This is a genomic window from Micromonospora sp. NBC_00858, assembly GCF_045207365.1.
GTDB lineage: Bacteria > Actinomycetota > Actinomycetes > Mycobacteriales > Micromonosporaceae > Micromonospora.
Genome location: NZ_CP108828.1, coordinates 2,701,815 through 2,721,231 on the forward strand (window position 1 = coordinate 2,701,815; position 19,417 = coordinate 2,721,231).

The 19,417-nt window shown below is 73.5% G+C and carries 19 protein-coding genes; 8 read left to right on the top strand and 11 right to left on the bottom strand.

Annotated elements, in window-relative coordinates; all coding sequences use genetic code 11:
• Positions 1-26: 26 nt before the first annotated feature.
• From OG990_RS12715 to OG990_RS12725, 3 genes are all read right to left on the bottom strand, one after another.
• Complete coding sequence (locus OG990_RS12715) at positions 27-1,478, bottom strand: sensor histidine kinase (protein WP_406081739.1); 1,452 nt, start codon at positions 1,476-1,478, stop codon at positions 27-29.
• A gap of 49 nt (positions 1,479-1,527) precedes the next feature.
• A complete protein-coding gene (locus OG990_RS12720; RefSeq protein WP_328417148.1) occupies positions 1,528-2,274 on the bottom strand; it encodes a response regulator transcription factor in 747 nt (248 codons plus the stop codon).
• Positions 2,275-2,387: 113 nt separating this feature from the next.
• The gene (locus OG990_RS12725; protein WP_328417150.1) at positions 2,388-2,618 is read right to left on the bottom strand and encodes a hypothetical protein; all 231 of its coding nucleotides are present in this window, start codon (positions 2,616-2,618) and stop codon (positions 2,388-2,390) included.
• A gap of 199 nt (positions 2,619-2,817) precedes the next feature.
• Here OG990_RS12725 and OG990_RS12730 point away from each other — a divergent pair, with 199 nt between their 5' ends.
• The 3 genes from OG990_RS12730 to OG990_RS12740 all read left to right on the top strand — a co-directional run bounded on the left by OG990_RS12730 (position 2,818) and on the right by OG990_RS12740 (position 5,406).
• Positions 2,818-3,765 (top strand): serine/threonine-protein kinase, encoded by a 948-nt coding sequence (locus tag OG990_RS12730; protein WP_406080590.1) that lies wholly within the window; start codon positions 2,818-2,820, stop codon positions 3,763-3,765.
• A 70-nt stretch (positions 3,766-3,835) separates the two neighbouring features.
• Positions 3,836-4,261, top strand: coding sequence for an OsmC family protein (locus OG990_RS12735; protein ID WP_328417154.1), 426 nt, complete (start codon positions 3,836-3,838; stop codon positions 4,259-4,261).
• A 299-nt stretch (positions 4,262-4,560) separates the two neighbouring features.
• Positions 4,561-5,406: a hypothetical protein gene (locus tag OG990_RS12740; protein ID WP_406080592.1), complete on the top strand. Its 846-nt coding sequence runs from the start codon at positions 4,561-4,563 to the stop codon at positions 5,404-5,406.
• A gap of 19 nt (positions 5,407-5,425) precedes the next feature.
• Here the strand turns inward: OG990_RS12740 and OG990_RS12745 are convergent, their stop codons facing one another.
• From OG990_RS12745 to OG990_RS12765, 5 genes are all read right to left on the bottom strand, one after another.
• Positions 5,426-5,965 (bottom strand): ATPase, encoded by a 540-nt coding sequence (locus OG990_RS12745; RefSeq protein WP_355607642.1) that lies wholly within the window; start codon positions 5,963-5,965, stop codon positions 5,426-5,428.
• Between the two features lie 112 nt (positions 5,966-6,077).
• Positions 6,078-6,524 carry a response regulator gene (locus OG990_RS12750; RefSeq protein WP_328417160.1) on the bottom strand — a complete coding sequence of 149 codons (447 nt, stop codon included), beginning with the start codon at positions 6,522-6,524 and terminating at the stop codon, positions 6,078-6,080.
• Between the two features lie 67 nt (positions 6,525-6,591).
• The gene (locus OG990_RS12755; RefSeq protein WP_328417162.1) at positions 6,592-6,939 is read right to left on the bottom strand and encodes an STAS domain-containing protein; all 348 of its coding nucleotides are present in this window, start codon (positions 6,937-6,939) and stop codon (positions 6,592-6,594) included.
• Positions 6,940-7,055: 116 nt separating this feature from the next.
• Positions 7,056-8,096: a B12-binding domain-containing protein gene (locus tag OG990_RS12760; protein ID WP_406080594.1), complete on the bottom strand. Its 1,041-nt coding sequence runs from the start codon at positions 8,094-8,096 to the stop codon at positions 7,056-7,058.
• Between the two features lie 2 nt (positions 8,097-8,098).
• Positions 8,099-9,862, bottom strand: coding sequence for a SpoIIE family protein phosphatase (locus OG990_RS12765; RefSeq protein ID WP_406080596.1), 1,764 nt, complete (start codon positions 9,860-9,862; stop codon positions 8,099-8,101).
• A 229-nt stretch (positions 9,863-10,091) separates the two neighbouring features.
• On the opposite strand from OG990_RS12765, the gene OG990_RS12770 reads away from it, so the two are divergent.
• Positions 10,092-10,430, top strand: coding sequence for an STAS domain-containing protein (locus OG990_RS12770; RefSeq protein WP_328417168.1), 339 nt, complete (start codon positions 10,092-10,094; stop codon positions 10,428-10,430).
• Between the two features lie 76 nt (positions 10,431-10,506).
• On the opposite strand, the gene OG990_RS12775 is transcribed toward OG990_RS12770, so the two are convergent.
• Positions 10,507-10,821 (bottom strand): hypothetical protein, encoded by a 315-nt coding sequence (locus OG990_RS12775; RefSeq protein WP_328417170.1) that lies wholly within the window; start codon positions 10,819-10,821, stop codon positions 10,507-10,509.
• Between the two features lie 199 nt (positions 10,822-11,020).
• Between OG990_RS12775 and OG990_RS12780 the strand changes: the two genes are divergently transcribed.
• The 3 genes from OG990_RS12780 (at position 11,021) to OG990_RS12790 (ending at position 14,187) form a co-directional block, all read left to right on the top strand.
• Positions 11,021-11,998, top strand: coding sequence for a DUF2267 domain-containing protein (locus OG990_RS12780; protein WP_386991033.1), 978 nt, complete (start codon positions 11,021-11,023; stop codon positions 11,996-11,998).
• A gap of 190 nt (positions 11,999-12,188) precedes the next feature.
• A complete protein-coding gene (locus OG990_RS12785; protein ID WP_406080597.1) occupies positions 12,189-12,983 on the top strand; it encodes a spermidine synthase in 795 nt (264 codons plus the stop codon).
• Positions 12,984-13,086: 103 nt separating this feature from the next.
• Positions 13,087-14,187, top strand: a complete 1,101-nt coding sequence (locus OG990_RS12790) for an AI-2E family transporter (protein WP_406080598.1) — start codon at positions 13,087-13,089, stop codon at positions 14,185-14,187.
• A gap of 20 nt (positions 14,188-14,207) precedes the next feature.
• Here the strand turns inward: OG990_RS12790 and OG990_RS12795 are convergent, their stop codons facing one another.
• Both OG990_RS12795 and OG990_RS12800 read right to left on the bottom strand, forming a co-directional pair.
• Complete coding sequence (locus tag OG990_RS12795) at positions 14,208-15,509, bottom strand: NAD(P)/FAD-dependent oxidoreductase (RefSeq protein WP_328417178.1); 1,302 nt, start codon at positions 15,507-15,509, stop codon at positions 14,208-14,210.
• Positions 15,510-15,603: 94 nt separating this feature from the next.
• Positions 15,604-17,760, bottom strand: a complete 2,157-nt coding sequence (locus OG990_RS12800) for a glycogen debranching N-terminal domain-containing protein (protein WP_406080600.1) — start codon at positions 17,758-17,760, stop codon at positions 15,604-15,606.
• Positions 17,761-17,878: 118 nt separating this feature from the next.
• Here OG990_RS12800 and OG990_RS12805 point away from each other — a divergent pair, with 118 nt between their 5' ends.
• On the top strand, positions 17,879-19,327 hold the full coding sequence (locus OG990_RS12805; protein WP_406080601.1) for a M20/M25/M40 family metallo-hydrolase: 1,449 nt from the start codon (positions 17,879-17,881) through the stop codon (positions 19,325-19,327).
• The last annotated feature ends 90 nt before the right edge of the window (positions 19,328-19,417 follow it).

The window sequence follows — 19,417 nt, forward strand, 5'->3', positions numbered from 1 at the left end:
TGGCCTGGCCCGCCGCCGTGCGCCGACTATGCGTCAGCTGTGGGATTCGGCAACCGGACGGTGAACACTGTCCGGCCCGGGCGGCTGTCCACCGCGACCGTGCCGTGGTGGGCCTCCACGACCGCCGCCACGATCGCCAGACCGAGGCCGGTGCTGCCGTGCGCCCGGGACCGGGAGCTGTCGCCGCGCGCGAACCGCTCGAACATCTCCGGTTGCAGCTCCGCCGGCACTCCGGGCCCGTCGTCGGCGACGGTGAGCACGGCGGCGTCTCCCTCGACGGCCAATGTGGTGGTCACCATGGTTCCCGGCGGGGTGTGCACCCGCGCATTGGCGAGCAGGTTCGCCACCACCTGGTGCAGCCGGGCGGCGTCGCCGGGAACCCGGATCGCCACCTCGGGCAGGTCGAGCTGCCAGCGGTGTTCGGGGCCCGCCACGTGCGCGTCGCTGACCGCGTCGACCACCAGGGCGGTGAGGTCGACCTGTTCGACCGCGAGTGGGCGGCCGGTGTCCAGCCGGGCCAGCAGCAGCAGGTCGTCGACGAGTCTGGTCATCCGGGTGCTCTCCGACTCCACCCGGCGCAGCGCGCGCGCCACGTCGGTGGGGACCTCGTCGCGACCGCGTCGGGCTACCTCGGCGTACCCGCGGATCGCGGCCAGCGGGGTGCGCAGCTCGTGGCTGGCATCGGCGACGAACTGGCGTACCCGGGTCTCGCTGGCCTGCCGGGCGACCAGCGCGTCGGCGACGTGGCCCAGCATCCGGTTCAACGCGGCGCCGACCTGACCGACCTCGGTACGCGGATCGGTGTCCGCGGCCGGGACCCGGACGGCGAGCGCCACCTCGCCGCGGTCCAACGGCAGCTCGGTGACCCGGGTGGCGGTGGCGGCCACCCGGTTCAGCGGTCGCAGCGTGGCCCGGACGATCAGCGCGCCGGCACCCCCGGCGATGACCAGCCCGACGGCCGCCACCCCGGCCTGCGCGGCGATCATCCACCAGACGGTCTCCCGCACCCCGGCCAGCGGCAGCGCGACGACCCGTACCGTGCCGTCGCGGAACTGCCGGGCCACGGCCCGGTAGTCGCCGCGCGCACCGAGGTCGACGGTGCGCGGCTCGGCACCGACCGGCAGGTCAGCCAGCGCGGCGACCTCCTCGACCGGGACGGCCTCCTCGTCGGGAAAGGGATCCTCGCTGGACGGGCTGCGGGTCAGGGTGGAGGCGGCCGTCACCCGAGCGCCGGTGATGTCGGCGACCACGGTGCCGGGCGGTGAGCCGGGCGGAATGCTCGGCCCGGTGCCCGGCCAGGCCGGCCGGCCCGGGCGGTCGCCGCGCATGACGGTCGCGGGATCCAGTTGGGCGTCCAGTCGGTCGATCAGGAAGTGCCGCAGCGCCACCGTGGTGAGCCCGCCGATGGCGACGCTGACCAGCGCGAACAGCGCGACCAGGGCGAGCACCAGACGGGTACGCAGGGACCGGCCGGCCAGCCACCGGCGGGCGGCGCGTAACGGCCGGCGGTGCGGCCGGCCGGCGGGGTCACTCGGCGGGTTTGAGGACATAACCCGCGCCACGCAATGTGTGGATCATCGGCGCCCGGCCGGCGTCGATCTTCTTGCGCAGGTACGAGATGTACAGCTCCACCACGTTGGCCTGGCCGCCGAAGTCGTAGTTCCACACCCGGTCGAGGATCTGCGCCTTGCTGAGCACCCGGCGCGGGTTGCGCATCAGGTACCGCAGCAGCTCGAACTCGGTCGCGGTGAGGGTGATGAGCTGGCCGTCCCGGCGCACCTCGTGACTGTCCTCGTCGAGGCTGAGGTCGCCGACGGTCAGCACCGCCTCCTGCCGGGCGGCGATCGCGAAGCCGGAGCGGCGCAGCAGCGCGCGCAGCCGGGCGATCACCTCTTCGAGACTGAACGGTTTGGTGACGTAGTCGTCGCCGCCGACGGTCAGCCCGGCGATGCGCTCCTCGACCGCGTCCCGGGCGGTCAGGAAGAGCACCGGAACGGTGGGGGCGTGCTCGCGCAGCCGTCGCAGCACCTGGAAGCCGTCCAGGTCGGGCAGCATCACGTCGAGCACCACCGCGTCCGGCTGGAACTGCCGCGCGGCGCTCAGGGCCGCCATGCCGCTGCCGGCGCTGCGTACCTGCCAGCCCTCGTAGCGCAACGCCATCGACAACAGGTCGGTGAGCGTCGGTTCGTCGTCGACCACCAGCACCCGGACCGGTTCGCCGTCGGGACGGCGCAACTCGATCCGGTCCGGTGCGGCCTGCCCGTCCATGACCATGTCCCCCATCCTGGACACGACGTCTGTGCCACGCCCCTGCGTCGGCTGTGCGCCAGCTGTGCGGCCGGGCCGACGGTGGATGGGCGGCATGACCCGTCAGCCCCACCCGGAGGTCACTCGGACACCCCGAACGCGTCGGTCCGCACGAATCGCATACTCCAGCCGCCCGCGCCGTCCGGCTGGTCGCGTTCGTAGAGGTGGTCGGGGCCGGCCTGGGTCGGCCCGGTGCCATCCGGGTGTCGCATGATCCAGCGCGGTGGAGGGGCGCCGTCCGGCCCGGCCGGCAACAGCCGGACCAGGCCGTTGGCGGGCCCGCCGACGAAGCGTACGGTGACCTCGCTCATCGCGGCGTCCCCTCGGTGACCATGCCGGCACGTTCGGTGACACCGGCCCTGGCTCGCAAGCTACCGCACCGACCACCGCGCCGCAGCGGGTGCGCGGGCTCGACCCGTGAGCGATTCTCGTGGCGGTTTGCCCAGCTCGGAGGCGGGGTACCGCGACCGGAGGCAACCGCCGCTGGCGGGTAAGAGCGAGGAGCGATCGATGCGCACGTTGGACGGGCGGTATCAGCTCGAACAACGCATCGGCGTTGGCGGGATGTCCGAGGTGTGGCAGGCACACGACCAGGTGCTGGATCGGCCGGTGGCGGTGAAGCTGATCTCGCCCGGCTGGGACGGCCAGTCCGGCCCGGTGGAGCGGATCCGCGCGGAGGCCCGCTCGGCGGCCCGTCTGGTGCACCCGAACGTGGCGAGCGTGCACGACTTCGGCACCTCCTCCACGCTGCCCGGTCGCCGGGTGCCGTACATCGTGATGGAGCTGGCCGAGGGGGAAACTCTGGCCGCGCACCTGCGGGCCGGGCCGCTGGACTGGCGGATCTCGGTGCGGGTCTGCGCGGAGGTCAGCGCGGCGCTCGCCGCCGCGCACGCGGAGGGCATCGTGCACCGGGACATCAAGCCGGCCAACGTCATGCTCACCCCCGCCGGTGTGAAGGTGCTCGACTTCGGCATCGCCACCCCGGCCGGCGCGCCGGAGCCGTTGCCGGACGGGCTGCTGATGGGCACCCCGGCGTACCTGGCGCCGGAGCAGCTCGACGGAGCGCCAGCCACCCCGGCGGCCGACATGTACGCGCTCGGCGTCCTGCTCTACTACTGCCTCAGCGGCCGGCTGCCGTACCGGGCGGACACCCTCACCGAGTTGCTGGGCACCCGCCGCCGCCTGCCGCCGGACCCGCTGCCCGAGATCGACGGGCTCCCCCCGGAGGTGGCCGAGCTGTGCCGTTCCTGCCTGGCCGACGCCCCGGCGGAGCGCCCGACCAGCCTGGTGGCCGCACTGGTGCTGGCCGAGGCCGTGGACGCCCGGGTGTACGTGCCGATGGGAGTTCCCACCGCGCGCCACCCGGCCGCGACGTCGCCCTGGACCGAGCAGGCCGCGCTGGAGGCCACCGAGGCGGTGTCGACGCTCGACGGGCCGAACCGGGCCGGCGAGCCCTGACCGCAGGCCGCGCGGCGTTTCGCCGGGCGGCGGCCGGGTAGCCGGGCGGGTGAGCGACGGGAGGAACGCGATGCCGGACCCGAGTCCCTGGCTTCAAGAGGCCACCGCGACCGCTGAGGGCGGCCACGTACGCACCGACGACGGCGGGCTCTCGACCGCGCTGGCCTCGCCACTGGCAGCGCACTGCACCGGATTGAGGCCAGAGCAGTTGCTGGCCGCCGCCTTCGCCTCCTGCCTGCACCACGCTGCGGTGGAAGCGGCCGGGGAGATCACCGATGAGGCGCACACGGTCCAGGTGCGGGCCGAGGCGAAGCTGGGGCGCGACGACGACGGCCGGTACCGGGCCGACGTGCACGCCTCGATCTCGTCCGCCGGCCTGAGTCGTCAGCAACTGGCCGACCTGGTCGAGTACGCCGACCGGCTCTGGCCGTTCTCCAGCGGCGACAACAGCCGGCACCGGCTCACCGTCACCCCGGCGGAGAACGGCCGGCACTGAGCCAGGCGCCGACGCCGGCCCGCCCATCCACCGAACGGGCACGCCGGGACCTCCACCGTTCGGGGAGCAGGCACGCACCGTAAGGGTGATCCGCGACGGTCGGTCAAAACCGACGCCGACCGCCGCCGCCGCGACCGGCTTGGCCAGGCGAATCGGAAATACCCGGCTGGCCCGATCAGCGAGGTTGAGACGGCTAGCCAGCTTGCCATCCCTTATGGCGTGCAAGATCCGGGCAAATTGTGGCGCATGCCACTGTTCGGGCCGATGGCATCGGGCGACCAGGTCTCTAGCCTCGGCGAGTGCATGCCGACGACCCCTCCGACCAGAAGCTGACCAAGGCACTCCCGGCCACCCGGCCGGGCGACGCCGCATCAACCGAACGGACGATCGGCCGTCACCGGCTCCCCGATCCACCCCGCCGCGCCCTGCTGGGCTCAACCTCGGTCCGGGTGGCCCTGGCCACAGGTGTCACCTGCTGCCTCGGCCTGACCGCGGTCGCCACCGCCCGGGGCGCCGAGGACACCACCCGCCCCGTGGAGCCGCTGGCCGAGGCGGTCGCCGACCGCGCCGCCATCGCCGACGAACGCGCCTCCCGCTCGCTGGACCGTGACGCCGCCCCCATGCGGGTCAGCCCCAGCCCGGCGGCGAAGCCCACTGCCTCCCCCACCGTGCGCAAGGCGGCCAAGAAGCCGGTCAAGCCGCGCCGACCCCGACCGGTCGCCGGACTCGACCAGACTCAGATGGACAACGCCAAGATCATTGTTGACACGGGCCTGGAGCTGAAGATGCCGCGCCGCGCCCTGGTCGTGGCGCTGGCCACCGCCATGCAGGAGAGCAACCTCTACAACCTGGCCAGCGACGTGCTGCCCGAGTCGGCGGAGTACCCGCACCAGGGCAGCGGCTCCGACCACGACTCGGTCGGGCTGTTCCAGCAGCGACCCAGCAGCGGCTGGGGCACGGTGGCCGAGCTGATGCGCCCGTCGTACGCCGCGCGGGCGTTCTACACGGCGCTCAACGAGATCCCGGGCTGGCAGGACATGAGCCTCACGGCCGCCGCCCAGGCCGTGCAGATCTCCGGCTTCCCCGACGCGTACGCCCAGCACGAGGAGCGCGCGAGCACCGTCGCGGCGGCGCTCACCGCCTGAGCCGGGGCCGCATCGGGTGTCAGCGACTGCGGGCGCCGTCCCCGGTCGGCGGCTCCGCTCCCGCGTCCACGCCTCCGGCGGCCACCCGGGTCGCCGGCACGCCCGTACCGGCCGCCGCGGTCGGTGTGTCGGCGGGTACCGGCTCGACGGTCAACCCGCTGAGGATCTCGTCGACTTGCGCCTCGCGTCGCCGGCGGGCGTACAGCGCCGCCTCGAAGTCGCGCCGGGCCTGCATGGCCTCCGCGTACGCCCGCTCGCGCACCTGCCGAGCCTCGTCGCGGGCCTCGTCCAGCTCGAACCGGGCCTGGGCCAGGATCTCCGCCGCCTCCCGCTGCACCGCGTCTCCGGCGTGCCGGGCGACCGCGGCGTCGCCCAGGTCCAGCCGCTGGAGCAGCCCGCTGAGCCAGGTGGCCTCCTCGCGGATCTCGTCCCACTCCCGAGCCTCCCCGGCGGCGCCCTCCGCCCGCGCCGCCAGCCGGGACAACCGGATCCCCAGCTCATCCAGGCAGGAATCCACCTGCCTCTGGTCATAGCCGATCTCAACGACGGAGAACCTCATACTGTCGCCCCCCAGGCAGCTGCTGTTACTTCCCCACCTGGATCCTCGGCCGCTACGGGAGCGACCGAGGGTGTTCGGGAAAAATATTCAGCATCCGCGCGCGCGGAACGCGTCAGGCGCGCTTGGGTAGCACGACCACCCGGCCGAAGAACTCGTCGATCCGGCGCACCACGTCGTTGAAGTCGTCCAGGCCGATCGGCTTGGTGACGTACGCGTTGGCCTGCAGGGTGTAGCTGCCGACGATGTCGGTGTCCGCGTTGGAGGTGGTCAGCACCACGATCGGGATGGTCCGCAGGTCCTCGTCCTGCTTCACCGCACCGAGAACCTGCCGCCCGTCCATCCGCGGCATGTTCAGGTCCAGCAGGATGACGTCCGGCCGGCGGGCCTCCGCGTGCCGACCTTCGGCGCGGAGGAACTCCATCGCCTCCTCGCCGTCGTTGACCACGTCGATGACCTTCTCGACGTCCGAGTCCGCCAGCGCTTCCTCGATCATCAGCACGTCGCCCGGGTCGTCGTCGACCACCAGGATGCGTACCGGCTGCGGGCTCTCTGCGCCCATCACTACCTGCCTCGAGTCGACGGACGCGGGACCGACGGTCACCGCGCTGGCGGGGAAATCTAGCCCATCAGGAGGCGCTCTGGGACGCCGGGTCGGCCGTGTCGGGACGGTAGCGCAACACGTCGGCCAGACCGGTAACCCGCAACACCCGCTCGACCCGGCCGTTGGCGCCGGTGAGCCGCAACCAGCCCCCCTCGGCCGCGGCCCGGTTGTCCCCCCGGACGAACACGGCCATCCCGGTGGAGTCGCAGAACGCGAGGTCGGTGAGGTCGAGCAGCACCCGGTGCTCGCCGGCGTCGGAGAGCCGGTCGATCGCGGCGGCCAACTCGGCGGCGGTGCTCAGGTCCAGTTCACCGGCGAGCCGTAGGCAGACGACATCATCCTCGCGCCCGGCGTGCCTGACGCTGAACGTCACCGTTCTCCCCCTAGCCCCACCGCTGAGTGGACGTTTGCAGTGCGGCAAGTATACGCAGGGGCGTGCCGTCGGCCGAACGGCGCGGTGATCGATTGGGGATGCCGCCCGGCGGACGGTCAGCGGGCTGCGGCAGCGGCCAGGGCGGCCTGGCCCAGGGCCAGCGCGTGCACCGCCCGGGGGAAGTCGCGCAGCGCGGCGGCGTAGTGCGCCAGAGGCAGGTCCACCGCGGCGACGGGCACCCCGCGACTGGTCAGGATCCCCACCAACCACTCGGCGAACTCGGTGAACAGCGAGGCGTCGTCGACGTAGAGCGCGGCGGCCAGGAAGTCCACAACGTGGCCCAGGTCGCTCACGGTCGAGTCGAGCTGGGCGGCCGTGTAGGCCCGGGCCGCCGGGACCCGTTCCCGCAGATCGGCCAGGGCGCTGTCGATCAGCTCACCCCGGCGCCGGACCAGGCCGGCGTACTCGTCGTCGGTCAGGTGGGACAACTGCGCAGGCGGCACCCGACGCAGCGCCCGCTCGTCGGCGATCAACTCGGCCGCCGACGGCGCGTCCGGCGCCCAGGCCGCGCCGAGCCGGCGCGCCCAGCGGCCGTCCACGCCGAACCCGCGCCCGCCAACCACCACCGGTACGTCCGAGCGGCGGCACGCCTCGATCATCCGGTGCGCCTGCGGCAGCCGCATCGGCAGCGCGCAGGCCAGCGCGACCGCGTGCGCGTCGTGCCGGTGCAGGTACGACACCAGGTGCGCCGCGGGCACGCTGGCACCCAGGAAGGTCACCTGCCAGCCGCGCAGCCGCAGCACCTCGGCAACCAGCCGGGGTGGCAACGCGTGCCACTCACCGTCCATGCAAGCCACCACGACCCGCCCGCCGGCCGGACGCGGGTTGGCGTGCACGGCCACCGCCGCCACCACCCGCTCACTGATGTGGGTGGCCGCGTGTTCCTGGGCGACGCTCCACTCGTTGCGCGCCCACCGCTCGCCCACTTCCGCCTGGGCCGGCGCGACCAGGTCGAGCAGCACCCGCTCGGCCGGTACACCCGCGTCGAGCAGGCCGAGCGCCACGTCGATCGCGGCGTACTCGTCGGCGTCGGTGAGGCAGTCCAGGTAGCTGGGGTAGGCGCCGATCGGCTCGGCGGCGGCGGTCGGGGCGGTCACACTCAGGTCTCCCTCTGCTGGTCCGTGCCGGCGGGTGCGGGCACCGAGCGCAGGTGCCGCGACGGCCGCCTGCTCGGGCCGACCGCACGCACCGCCAGCACCGCGATGTCGTCGTGGTCGCCGTCCGCCAACCAGTCGCAGGTGACCTGCTCGACCCGCTCGGCCAGGGCGGGGGCCGGCATCCGCTCGCAACCGGCCAGCGCGGTGAGCAGCCGCTCCGGGCCGAACTGCTCGTCGCCACGACGGCCACCACGGGCCTCGGTCACCCCGTCGCTGTAGAGCAGGCAGGTCTCGCCCGGGGCCAGTTGGACGGTCACCTCGCCGACGCGCGGGTCGGGCACCACGCCGATCAGCATGCCGGTCAACGGCACCGACTCCACCTCGCCGGAGGCGCGCAGCACCAGCGGCGGCAGGTGCCCGCCGCCGGCCATGGTGAGGGTGAGACCACCGTCGCGCTGTGGGCGGGCCACGCCCAGCACCATGGTGGCGAAACGGCCCTGGCCGTGCGCCAGGGTCGTCTCCAGCAGCGCGTCGTTGAGCAGCCGCAGCAACCGCCCGGGATGCGACTCCACCCGGTGCAGCGCCTGCAGGCACTGGCGCAGCTGACCGGTGAAGACGGCCGCCTCGACGCCCTTGCCCGACACGTCGCCGAGGAAGAACACCGAACCGCCGTCGGGGAGCTGGTGCGAACCGTAGAAGTCGCCGCCGATCCGCAACCCCGCCTGCGCCGGCCGGTACGCGGTGCCCCACTGCACACCGACGGCCTCGGCCGGCTCCACTGGCAGCAGGCTGGCCTGCAGGGTGTCGGCCACCTCCGCCTGGTCGCGGTAGAGCAGCGCGGTGGTCAACGCCGCGCCGGCCCGGGCTGCGAAGGCGCGGACCAGCTCCATGTCGTCCTCGTCGTACCAGTGGGTGGCGCTGCGGGCGACCAGGAGCACCCCGACCGGGGCGTCCCGGCCCGGCAGCGGAACGACCCGGGCGGCGCTCTCGGCGTCGGTCAGGCCGGGGAGCCAGCCAGCGTCGACCGCCTGCTCCACCAGCCAGTCCAGCGCGTGCGGCTCGACCCCGGTCAGCCCTTCGGCGATGGCCACCGGCAGGTCGCCGCCGGCCAGCACGCCGCTGTCCACCAGCGGTGCCTCGTCGTCGGCCCGGGAGGCCCGCCACCAGCGGGCCCGTCCCAGGCGTGGGGCGAGCACCAGCACGGCCACCTCGGCCAGGGTCGGCACGGCGAGCCGAACGACCGCTGCGGCGGCCCGGTCTGGGTGCAGCGGGTTGCCCAGCTTGTCGCCCACCACGGCCAGGAAGGCCGAGCGGGCCCGCTCGGCGAGCAGCGCATCGGCGCGGCTGACGCTCTCGGTGACGTCCTCGACGTACCAGCAGCAGCGGCCGCCGGAGAGCGGCACCCGGCGGGCGGCGAGCCGGCGCCCGCGATGGGTGAAGCCGCCCGGCCTCCCGTCGCTCAGCCCGGGTACGCCGGCCACGGCGAGCAGCTCGCCGGGCACCACCTCGGGCAGCAGCCGCTCGGCCGCCGGGCTGACGTGTCGCACCACGCCGTCGGCGTCACAGACCACCAGGCCCTCGCGGAATTGCTCGACGACCTCGGACCAGTAGTCGGGCGCGGCCAGACCCGGGTCGGGGGCCAGCGGTGGCAGGGCGGTCACGGGCCGGGACGATGCGTCGGCGGACCACGCCGGGGCCGCTGTGGTGCTCGGCGTGGAGAGCCGTCCGTCGCCCGGGTCCCAGTCCCTGACGTCGGCGGTAGTCACCAGCTGAGCCTCACTCCTTGTCGTCCACCCGACCCGACCCGGAACGGGCGCCTGTGGTCGGCACTCTCCCGTCACCCTACGCCGGCACACCCCTGGCGGCACTGCACGGCAGCTGGCGGCCCGCGCCGCAGGCCCGACCGACCCGGCCCTGGATCGTTACGCTCGCCTCGTATCACCGGCCTGATGGCCCCCGGTTTGCGTTCGGCCCGTCGACTGGGAACATGAAGCGATGTCCCCCCAGCTGTTGACCATCGAGATGACCCGGCTCGACGCCGGAGGCGTCCGGCTGCGGCTGAGCGGCGAGCTCGACTACGACACCGCACCCGAGTTGGTCGCGGCTGCGGCCGAGCTGCACGGCGACGGCCACCAGCAGCTGATGATCGACCTGACCGGGGTGAGCCTCTGCGACTCCTCCGGGCTCAGCGCGCTGCTGATGGTGCACCGCGCCGCCGGCGCGATCCGGCTGATCGGGGTCAGCCGGCAGCTCCAGGCAATGCTGGACCGCACCGGGCTGGCCCAACTGCTGGCAGTGGAGCCCGTCGGCGACAACGTGCGCGCCATCGGCTGATCGGCGCCCACCGGGCCGCCCCGGGCAGGGGGTGGCCCCCGACCCTGGGACCTGGGGTCGGGGGCCGGAGGAATGTCTAGGGTGCGGTCATCGGCTGAAGCCGGGGTCCGCTGTCACGAAGCTCGCCGGTCGGCGCGGGGTCGACGTCCGCGGGTTCCCCCGAATCGGGCGTCTGGTACAGATAACGGACGAAGTCCCCACCCACCTCGTTGTCGTCCGCGCCCGGCCATTGGCCGATGCAGTCCATCCCGACCACTTCCCGACCCGTTCCGTCGGCTTCCTCCAGCAGCGCCCACAGACTCACCGGGTAGCACCGGGTGGCGTCGGGCGTGAGCTGCCAGCGGGCGTACCAGCCGGGTCGGGCGGGGACGATCTCGACGATCCGTTTCATGACGACCTTCCTTCCGCGTACCTCGGAAGAACTCCGGTCCTGGGCCGATCCTGCTGGTCGCGCGGGTGAGCGGCCCTCACCCGCGCCGGATGAAGCCCACCGAGTCCCGGCCGACCCGCCCGGCGGCGTCCGTTTCGGCTTCCGGGACGACGGGAAGGCGATGGGCGCACGCACGATCCCCAGCGAAAGGGGCGTCACCATGCGCAAGCAGATGGAGGGCGACAACCAGCGGCGCCGGGCGCTCGCCCGGCAGGCCCGCGAACAGGGCCGCCAGCCCAGCGAGTTCGGCGCCAGCCTGAGCGCCTCCAAGCAGCTCACCAGCCTGGACCAGGGCAAGCGGACCGGCCCAGCACCGGCCGGACGGCACAAGCCGGACACCACGCGCGGTGGACCGGCCCCGCCGGCAGTCGGAGCCGCCGAGAATCCCCGGCCGCAACCGTCCGCCGGGGCCGGCGCGACCGGGGTGAACAGCATGGGCTACCACGAACTGGTCGACGAGGTCCGGCGCCGGGCCGGGGTCGACTTCAAGACGGCCAAGGTGGGCACCGAGGCGACCGTCCTGGTCCTGGCCTTCGCCCTGGACGCGGCGGAGCGGCAGCTGCTGCTCACCGCGGTGCCGAACTCGCTGCACGACGTTCTGCCCGTCGACGGCATCGAGCGGCACCGGGACCTGCCTGGCTTCCTGGCCGAGGTGGGCCGGATCAGCGGCCGTACGCCGGAGCAGGCCCGATACCAGGCGGAGGCGACGCTCGCCGCGCTCGCCGACCACGACGGCGACCTGGTCGAGTCATTGCACGTGCCCGACGGCCTGCGGGAACTGTTGAACCCGCCGGAGGCCGGCGGCGGCATCGTCGGCGCCTCCACCACCACACCCACCCTGGACGCGGAACAGCTGCGGGCGGCCCTGGACGACCTGCCGTACTGGGCCGGCGACAGCGTCGCCCTGTACCGGGTGGTCGCGCTGCCGCCGGACAACCTGGACCGGGTGCTCGCCCGGCTCGACCAGCTGCGCCAGGAGACCGGCCGTGGCCCGAGCATCGGGCGCCCCGGAGACACGGCCGCCGTGCTGACCGTGCGGACCAACCAGGCCAACGGGGTGACCGCGCTGGACGTGGACCTCGCCCGCCAGATCGACGACGCGATCGACGAGGTGGGGGCCGGGATGGCCAGCGGCTGACCGGCCGCACCGGCGCACGCGGGCCGGCGGACGCGGGGCACCCCCCGCTCCGCCGGCCCGCAGCCGTGCCCGGCCGCGTCGACCCGGCCCGGCCCCGCTGCGGCACCGCCGTCACGGACCGGACGTCGCCCGGTGCCGGCTGGCCGGGCCACGATCGGCGCGCACCGGCGGCTCGGCTAGCGTGCCGGTCATGAACCGCGCCGCCGACCGGCTGGAGCTGGTCGGCGACCCGGTCCGCCGAACCGGGCGGACGCTGCTGTCCGCCGGCGTCGAGCAGTCGTACGTGGACGTCGAGGATCCTCGACACCTGCACTTCGAGTACGTCCGCCGGATCGCCTCGGCGGTGGAGCTGGCGGCACCGGCGGGCACCCCGCTGAGCGTTCTGCACCTGGGCGGGGGCGCGTTGACGTTGCCCCGCTGGCTGGCTGCCACCCGGCCCGGCTCCCGGCAGCGTGTCGTCGAGCGGGACCGGGCGGTGGTCGAGCTGGTCGCCCGGGAGCTGCCGCCGTTGCCGCCCGAGGTGGAGGTGGAGGTCGCCGACGCCCGGGACGCGGTCGCGGCCACCCCGGCGGGCCGGTACGACCTGGTGGTCGCCGACATCTACCGGGCGGCCCAGATGCCCCGGCACGTACGGACCGTGGAGTTCGCCGCCGAGGTGGCCCGGACCCTGCGTCCGGACGGGCTCTACCTGGTCAACGTCACGGACCTACCGCCCCTGGTCGGCACCCGTGCACAGGTGGCCACGCTGCGGGCGGTCTTCGGCGACGTGTGCGTGCTGGGCGACCGGCGAATGCTGCGTGGCCGGCGCTACGGCAACCTGGTGCTCGCCGCGACGCCCCGGCCCAGCGGGCTGCCGGTCGGCCGGCTGGCGGTGGCCGCCCTGCGCGACCCGGTGCCCGGCAGCCTGCTGCACGACGCCGCGCTCGATGCCTTCGTCGCCGGCGCCCACCCGATCACCGACGCCGACCAGCCGGGCCAGCCATGATCGGTTGACGCTCGGCGGTGGGGATCCCCCAACACTCACGCACCGCCGGGTGATGAGCGCGGGAGCTGGGTTTCCGGAGGTGGGCGCGGGGAAGGTGCGGCGGGTGAGCGACGCCGACACCCGGTTGACCGCCCGCCGGACGCTGATCGTGATCGGTCTGGTGCTGGCGACCGCGTTCGCGTTGGCCTTCGTGTACGCGACCCGCCGAGTGCTGGTCTGGGCCGTCGTGGCCGCCTTCTTCGCCGTCGCGCTCAAGCCGCTGGTGGACCGGCTGCAACGTCGCTTCGTGCGCCGGCGGGCGCTGGCCACGCTGCTGGTGTTCCTCGCCGCATTCGTGACGCTGTCGATCCTGATCGCCGTCATCCTGGTGCCGCTGCTGGACGAGCTGGAGCGGTTCGCCGAACGGGCGCCGGAGCTGCTGCGCGACGCGCGCGCCGGTCGCGGCCAGCTGGGGAGTCTGCTGGAGCGCACCGGTGCCCTGCGGTACGTCTCCGGGCACTCCGATCAGCTACGGGACTTCGGCGACCGGCTGCGCCAACCCGCGGTCGGCGTGCTGCGCGGCGTCGTGGAGACGGTCGCCGGGCTGGTCACGGTCATCGTGATGGCGTACCTCATGGTGTTGGAGGCGCCGCGGATCACCCGTGGCGTGCTGGTGGCGGCCGGGGACGGGCAGGCCGAGCGGCTACGCCGGGTGGGCCGGGAGGTCTCCCGCAGCGTCACCGGCTACCTCACCGGCAACCTGCTGATCAGCGTGATCTGCGGGTTGTTGACCTTCGTGGTGCTGACCCTCACCGGGGTGCCGTTCGCCGCCGTGATCGGCCTGCTGGTGGCGGTGGCCGACCTGATCCCGCTGGTCGGCGCGACACTCGGCGCGGTGATCGCGGCGGGAGCCGGCTTCGTGCACTCCCCCACCGCCGGGATCGTGGTGCTGGTCTTCTTCGTGGTCTACCAGCAGGTGGAGAACCACCTGCTCCAGCCGCTCATCCTGTCCCGCGCGGTCCGGCTCAACCCGCTGACCGTGCTGGTCAGCGTGCTGCTCGCGGCGGAGCTGGCCGGCCTGCTCGGCGCGCTGCTGGCCATCCCGGCCGCCGGCATCGTCCAGACCCTGCTGCGCGAGTACGGCCCGAGCCGCCTGCGCGCCACCCCGCCGGCCACAGCCACCGACCAGCGACGCCGACCGGCCGGTCCCGCCCGCCAGGGCTGACCGGCCGGATCGGGCGGTGCTCAGCGGGACCGGGCCGCGACCTCGGGTGAGGTGCTCTCCAGCGGAACCGCGTTCGCCGGGACCAGGCCGAGCTGGACCGCCGGCCGGGTCAGCGCCGCGTCCAACGCCCAGTCGGCGCCGACCCGGCTCCGGTTGCCCGGCATCGCCATCAGGTGGTACGCACGGGTGACCGCCTTGGCGGGCAGTCCGGCCAGCGGCACGTGCAACGGGTTCGCCGCCGCGTCCTTGCCGCCCAGGTCGACCACCCAGCCCAGGTCGTGGTGCTTGTACGGCTTGCGCTGCCCGAACCCGTACGACGCGGCGATGTTGTGCGCCGCGAGCTTGCCCTGCCGTTGGGCGTGCTGGGCGGTCATCGTGCAGACCTGGCCGGGGCGGGTCAGGTCGGGCACGGCGGCGGCATCGCCGCAGGCGTACACCTCGGGGTAGCCGGGGACGGTGAGGAACTCGTCGACCACCAGGCGGCCCTTCTCGGTACGCAGGCCCAACTCGTTGACGAACGGGTCGGGGCGTACCCCCACGCACCACACGAGGGTGCAGGTGGGTATGTACTCGCCGTCGGTGAGCTTCACCCCGTCGGCCGTCGCCTCGGCCACCGAGGTGCCCATCCGCACGTCCACCCCGCGCCGGTCGAGCACCTTGTGCGCGGTCTGCGACATCCGTTTGTCCAGCTCCGGCAGCACCCGGGGCGCGACGTCGAGCAGCATCCAGCGCGGGCGGACGGTGAGCCGGGGCCGTTGGGCCTGCAACGCGTCGGTGAACAACTGCCCGTGCGCGGCGACCTCGGTGCCGGTGTAACCGGCGCCGACCACCACGAAGGTGGATCGGGCCCGCTGCTCGGCCGGGTCCTCGGCCTGCTCGGCCAGCTCGATCTGGCGGACCACGTGGTCGTGCAGGTAGACCGCCTCGGGCAGGCCGCGGAAGCCGTGCGCGTACTCGGTCACCCCGGGGATGGGCAGCAACTTGTTGACGCTGCCCACGGCGAGCACCAACCGGTCGTACGCCAGCCGGTTCTTGTCCCCCTCCGGCTGGGTGAAGCCGACCCAGCGGTTCTGCAGGTCGACGTGATCCGCCTCGCCGATCACCACCCGTACGCCCTTCAGCGTCCCGGTCAGCGGCACCGCGATCCGCTTGGGCTCGACCACCCCGGCCGCCACCTCGGGCAGCAGCGGCAGATAGAGGAAGTAATCGGTGGAGTTCAGCACCACGATCTCGGCCCGGTCCCGGGCGAGCCGGCTCAACGTCTTCGCCGCGTGGTAACCGGCGAACCCGGCCCCCACGATCACCACACGAGGTTTCGTCATTGCGGGCCGTTTCCCGTCGAAGGCCGGGACAAACGTCGAACAACCGGGCCGGCGGGCGCGGTGGGCGAACGGGTGGCGCTGGCGGGCGAGAATGTCAGCTCGGCTGGAGCCGGACGTGGCCGGTGGTCCGCACCGCTTCCACCGCCCACAGTCGGCCGAAGGCGCGGACCCGCTCGGCGGTGATCCGGCCCAACTCTTCCGGAATGTCCGGATCGAGCATCAACCGTCCCTCGACCGGGTTGACGCCGAGCATGGCGCGGACCAGGGCCAGCGGGGTGCCGGCCGCCCACGCCTGCGGGCTGCACGCGGTCGGGTACGGCACGGCGAACAGCAGCCGCTCCCGCGGGTACCCGCTGAGCGCCTCGGGCAGCCGGTGGTCGAACTGCTCGGCCGCGTCCAACATCGCCAGGCTGATCCGGTTCGCCTCCGCCCGGTAGCCGTACCGGGCCAGGCCGAGCACGGCGATGGAGTTGTCGTGCGGCCAGACCGTGCCGAGGTGGTAGCCGAGGGCGTTGTAGAGCCGCTCCTCCCGGGACAGCGTGCGGATGCCCCAGCCGGAGAACATGTTCGGCGACATGAGCTGGCGTACCACCGCGCCGGCCCGCGCCGGCGGCACGATCCCGCTCCACAGCAGGTGACCCATGTTGGAGGTCTTCGCGTCGACCGGGTTCTTGTCGCCGTCCAGCGCGACCGCGTAGTAACCGCCCCGCTCCTCGATCCAGAAGTCCCGGTTGAACCGCTCGTACAGGGTGCCCGCCTCGTCACGCAACCGCCGCGCCAGGTCGGGACTGTCCAACGGCCCGTCGAACAGCTCGGCCAGCCGTAGCTTCGCGTCGTAGGTGTAGCCCTGCAGGTCGCAGGTGGCCAGCGGGAGCACCGGGATCCGGCCGTCGGCGAAGCAGATGCCGTCCGGAGAGTCCCGCCAGCACTGGTTGCCCAGCCCTTCCCGGGAACGGGTGGCGTACTCGACGTATCCGTCGCCGTCCCGGTCGCCGTAATCGTCGATCCAGCGCAGCGCGGCGAGCGCGTTGTCCCGCAGGTGACGCACGGTCTCCTGGTCGTGGGTCCACCGCCAGTACTCGGAGAGCAGGATCAGCCAGAGCTGGGTGGCGTCGGCGGTGCCGTAGTTGGGCGCGTACGGCTTGGCCCCGGTGCGGGTCAGCTCGCCGCTGCGCACCTCGTGCATGATCTTGCCGGGCTCCTCGTCGGTGAAGTCGTCGCACGCGTCGCCCTGGAGCCGGGCCAACGCGAGCAACGCCCCCTTGGCCAGCGCCGGCCCGGCGACCAGCGTCTGGTACGCGGTGATCAGCGTGTCCCGGCCAAAGACGGTGAGGAACCACGGCAACCCCGCACCGGGCAGCAGGATCCGCTGGCCCTTGACCTCCAGGTCGAGCCGCAGCGCGGCGATGTCGTCGCGGGACCTGCCCACCGTGCGTTCCAGGGCCTCGTTGTCGCTGCGCAACACCGCCCGGTCGCTGGTCCACCGGCGCCGCGGGTCGTCGGCCCGGCGGTGGATCACGTCGGCGATGTCACCCCGGACCGCCTCGACCACCCCGAACCCGGACGGCAACGGCACGTGCAGGTCGACCTTCCACTCCTGGCGCGGGTGCAGGTGCAGATCCCAGACCAGGTCGTCGCCCTCGATCCGGTCGGCCGGCACCGAGCAGCACACCCGGGTCTGCGCGGAGAAGTCTCCGTGGCGGTAGGAGAAGCACAGCTCGGACCCGTCGGCTGCGTGGTTGCGGGCGATCTCCGCGGACCGGTCCCGGACCACCGACTTGACCTCGAACAGGTCGGCGAAGTCGACGGCGACGGCCAGCCGCAGTTCCACCCGGACCGGCTCCGGCCGGAACGACGCCAGTTCCAGCCGCTCGTAAAAGCCGTCGCCGACGTAGCGCAGCCGCCGGAGGCTCAGACTGTCCGGGGGCAGCCCGGGCAGTTCCGGGTGGGTCAGCACGTACTGCGCCGAGTAGTGGTCGATGGTCGCGGCGCGCAGCACCAGCAGTTCGCCGCCGTTGAGGGTGACCGTCCAGCCGCTGACCAGCCGGGTGTCCAGATGCACGAGCCCACCGATGCTGCCCGGCGGCACGTCACCGGACGGGTTGGAGTACATGAACGTGGGCCCGCTGAGCACGGCGAGCGCGTCGTGGCCCAACTCGGGCGGCATGGCCCGCTGGTCACCGCCCTCCCCGGGCGCCTCCGCGAGCAGGCCCGGGTTCGGGTTCGTGGGGGTGGCGCGCACGACAGCCATACCACCCACCGTAGGAACGCCGAGCGCCACGAGTCATCACCCGGTTCGGGTGAAAGCCGTGGAACATCCACGTCCGGCGATGTAGACAGGTGCTGCCATCGATGGAGAAGATGCCGGAATGGGATCTGACGACACCGGCGACCGACCCACGAGGTCCACCCGCCGCACCTTCCTGTCCGCCTCGGCTGCCGCCACCGCGGCGACCGCCGCCAGCGTGGCGGTGCCCGCGCTCGCCGCGCCGGCCGCCGCCGACGCCCCGCCCACCGGCCCCGGCCGCCCGACCCGCCCCCAGCGGCCCGACCGTGAGCTGCGCGAACTGCTGCGCCAGGTCGACCCCCGGCGGATCGAGGCGATCGTGCGCCGGCTCGCCGCGTTCGGCACCCGACACACCCTCTCCAGCCAGGACGACCCGCAGCGGGGCATCGGCGCCGCCCGGGACTGGATCTTCGCCCGGATGCAGGAGTACGCGGCCACCTCCGGCGGCCGGATGAGCGTCGAACTCCAGTCGTACGTCCAACAGCCGGCCTCGCGGATCCCCACCGCGACCCGGATCACCAACGTGGTCGCCACCCTGCGCGGCCAGAGCTCCCCGAACCGCACCTACGTGGTGACCGGCCACTACGACTCCCGGGTCACCGACGTGATGGACGCGGTCAGCGACTCACCCGGCGCCGACGACGACGCCTCCGGGGTGGCCGTGGTCATGGAACTCGCCCGGTTGATGGCCACCCGGCCCACCGCGGCCACCATCGTCTTCGCCGCGGTCGCCGCCGAGGAGCAGGGGCTGTACGGCTCGGCGTACCTGGCCCAACAGCTCAAGGCGGCCGGCGCGGACGTGCATGGCATGTTCAGCGACGACATCGTCGGCAGCAGTACGGCCGACGACGGCACCCGCGACCCGTACGCGGTGCGGCTGTTCGCCGAGGGAGTGCCGACGGCGGAGACCCCGGCGGAGGCGAGCACCCGGCAGTCCGTCGGCGGCGAGAACGACTCACCGTCGCGGCAGCTCGCCCGCTTCGTCCGGGACGTGGCGGACAACGACGCCACCGGCATGCGGGTGCGGGTGATCTACCGGCGGGATCGCTACCTGCGGGGCAGCGACCACATCTCGTTCCTGCGGGAGGGCTGGCCGGCGGCGCGGTTCACCGAGCCGAACGAGGACTTCGCCCACCAGCACCAGGACGTCCGGGTGCAGGACGGGCAACAGTTCGGTGACCTCCCCGAGTTCTGCGACTTCGGGTACATCGCCCGGGTGGCCCGGGTCAACGGCGCGGCGCTCTGGTCGCTGGCCCAGGCGCCCGGCACGCCCAAGGCCGCGATCATCGTGACCACCGATCTGACCAACAACACGACGCTGCGCTGGCAGCGCGGCGACGAGCCGGACCTGGCCGGCTACGAGGTGCTGTGGCGGGAGACCACGGCCGCCGAGTGGCAGCGGGTGATCCCGGTCGGCGACGTCACCCAGGTCAGCATCGACCTGTCCAAGGACAACGTCTTCTTCGGCATCCGCGCGGTGGGCCGCGACGGCCTGCGCAGCCCGGTCGCGTTCCCCCGACCAGGTAGCTGAGCGGCGGGCGGCCGGGACGGTCCCGTTCGACCGCCCCGGTCGTCCCCTTGACGCCTCGCGACCGGCGAATTGGCGGCGCGACCTCCAGGC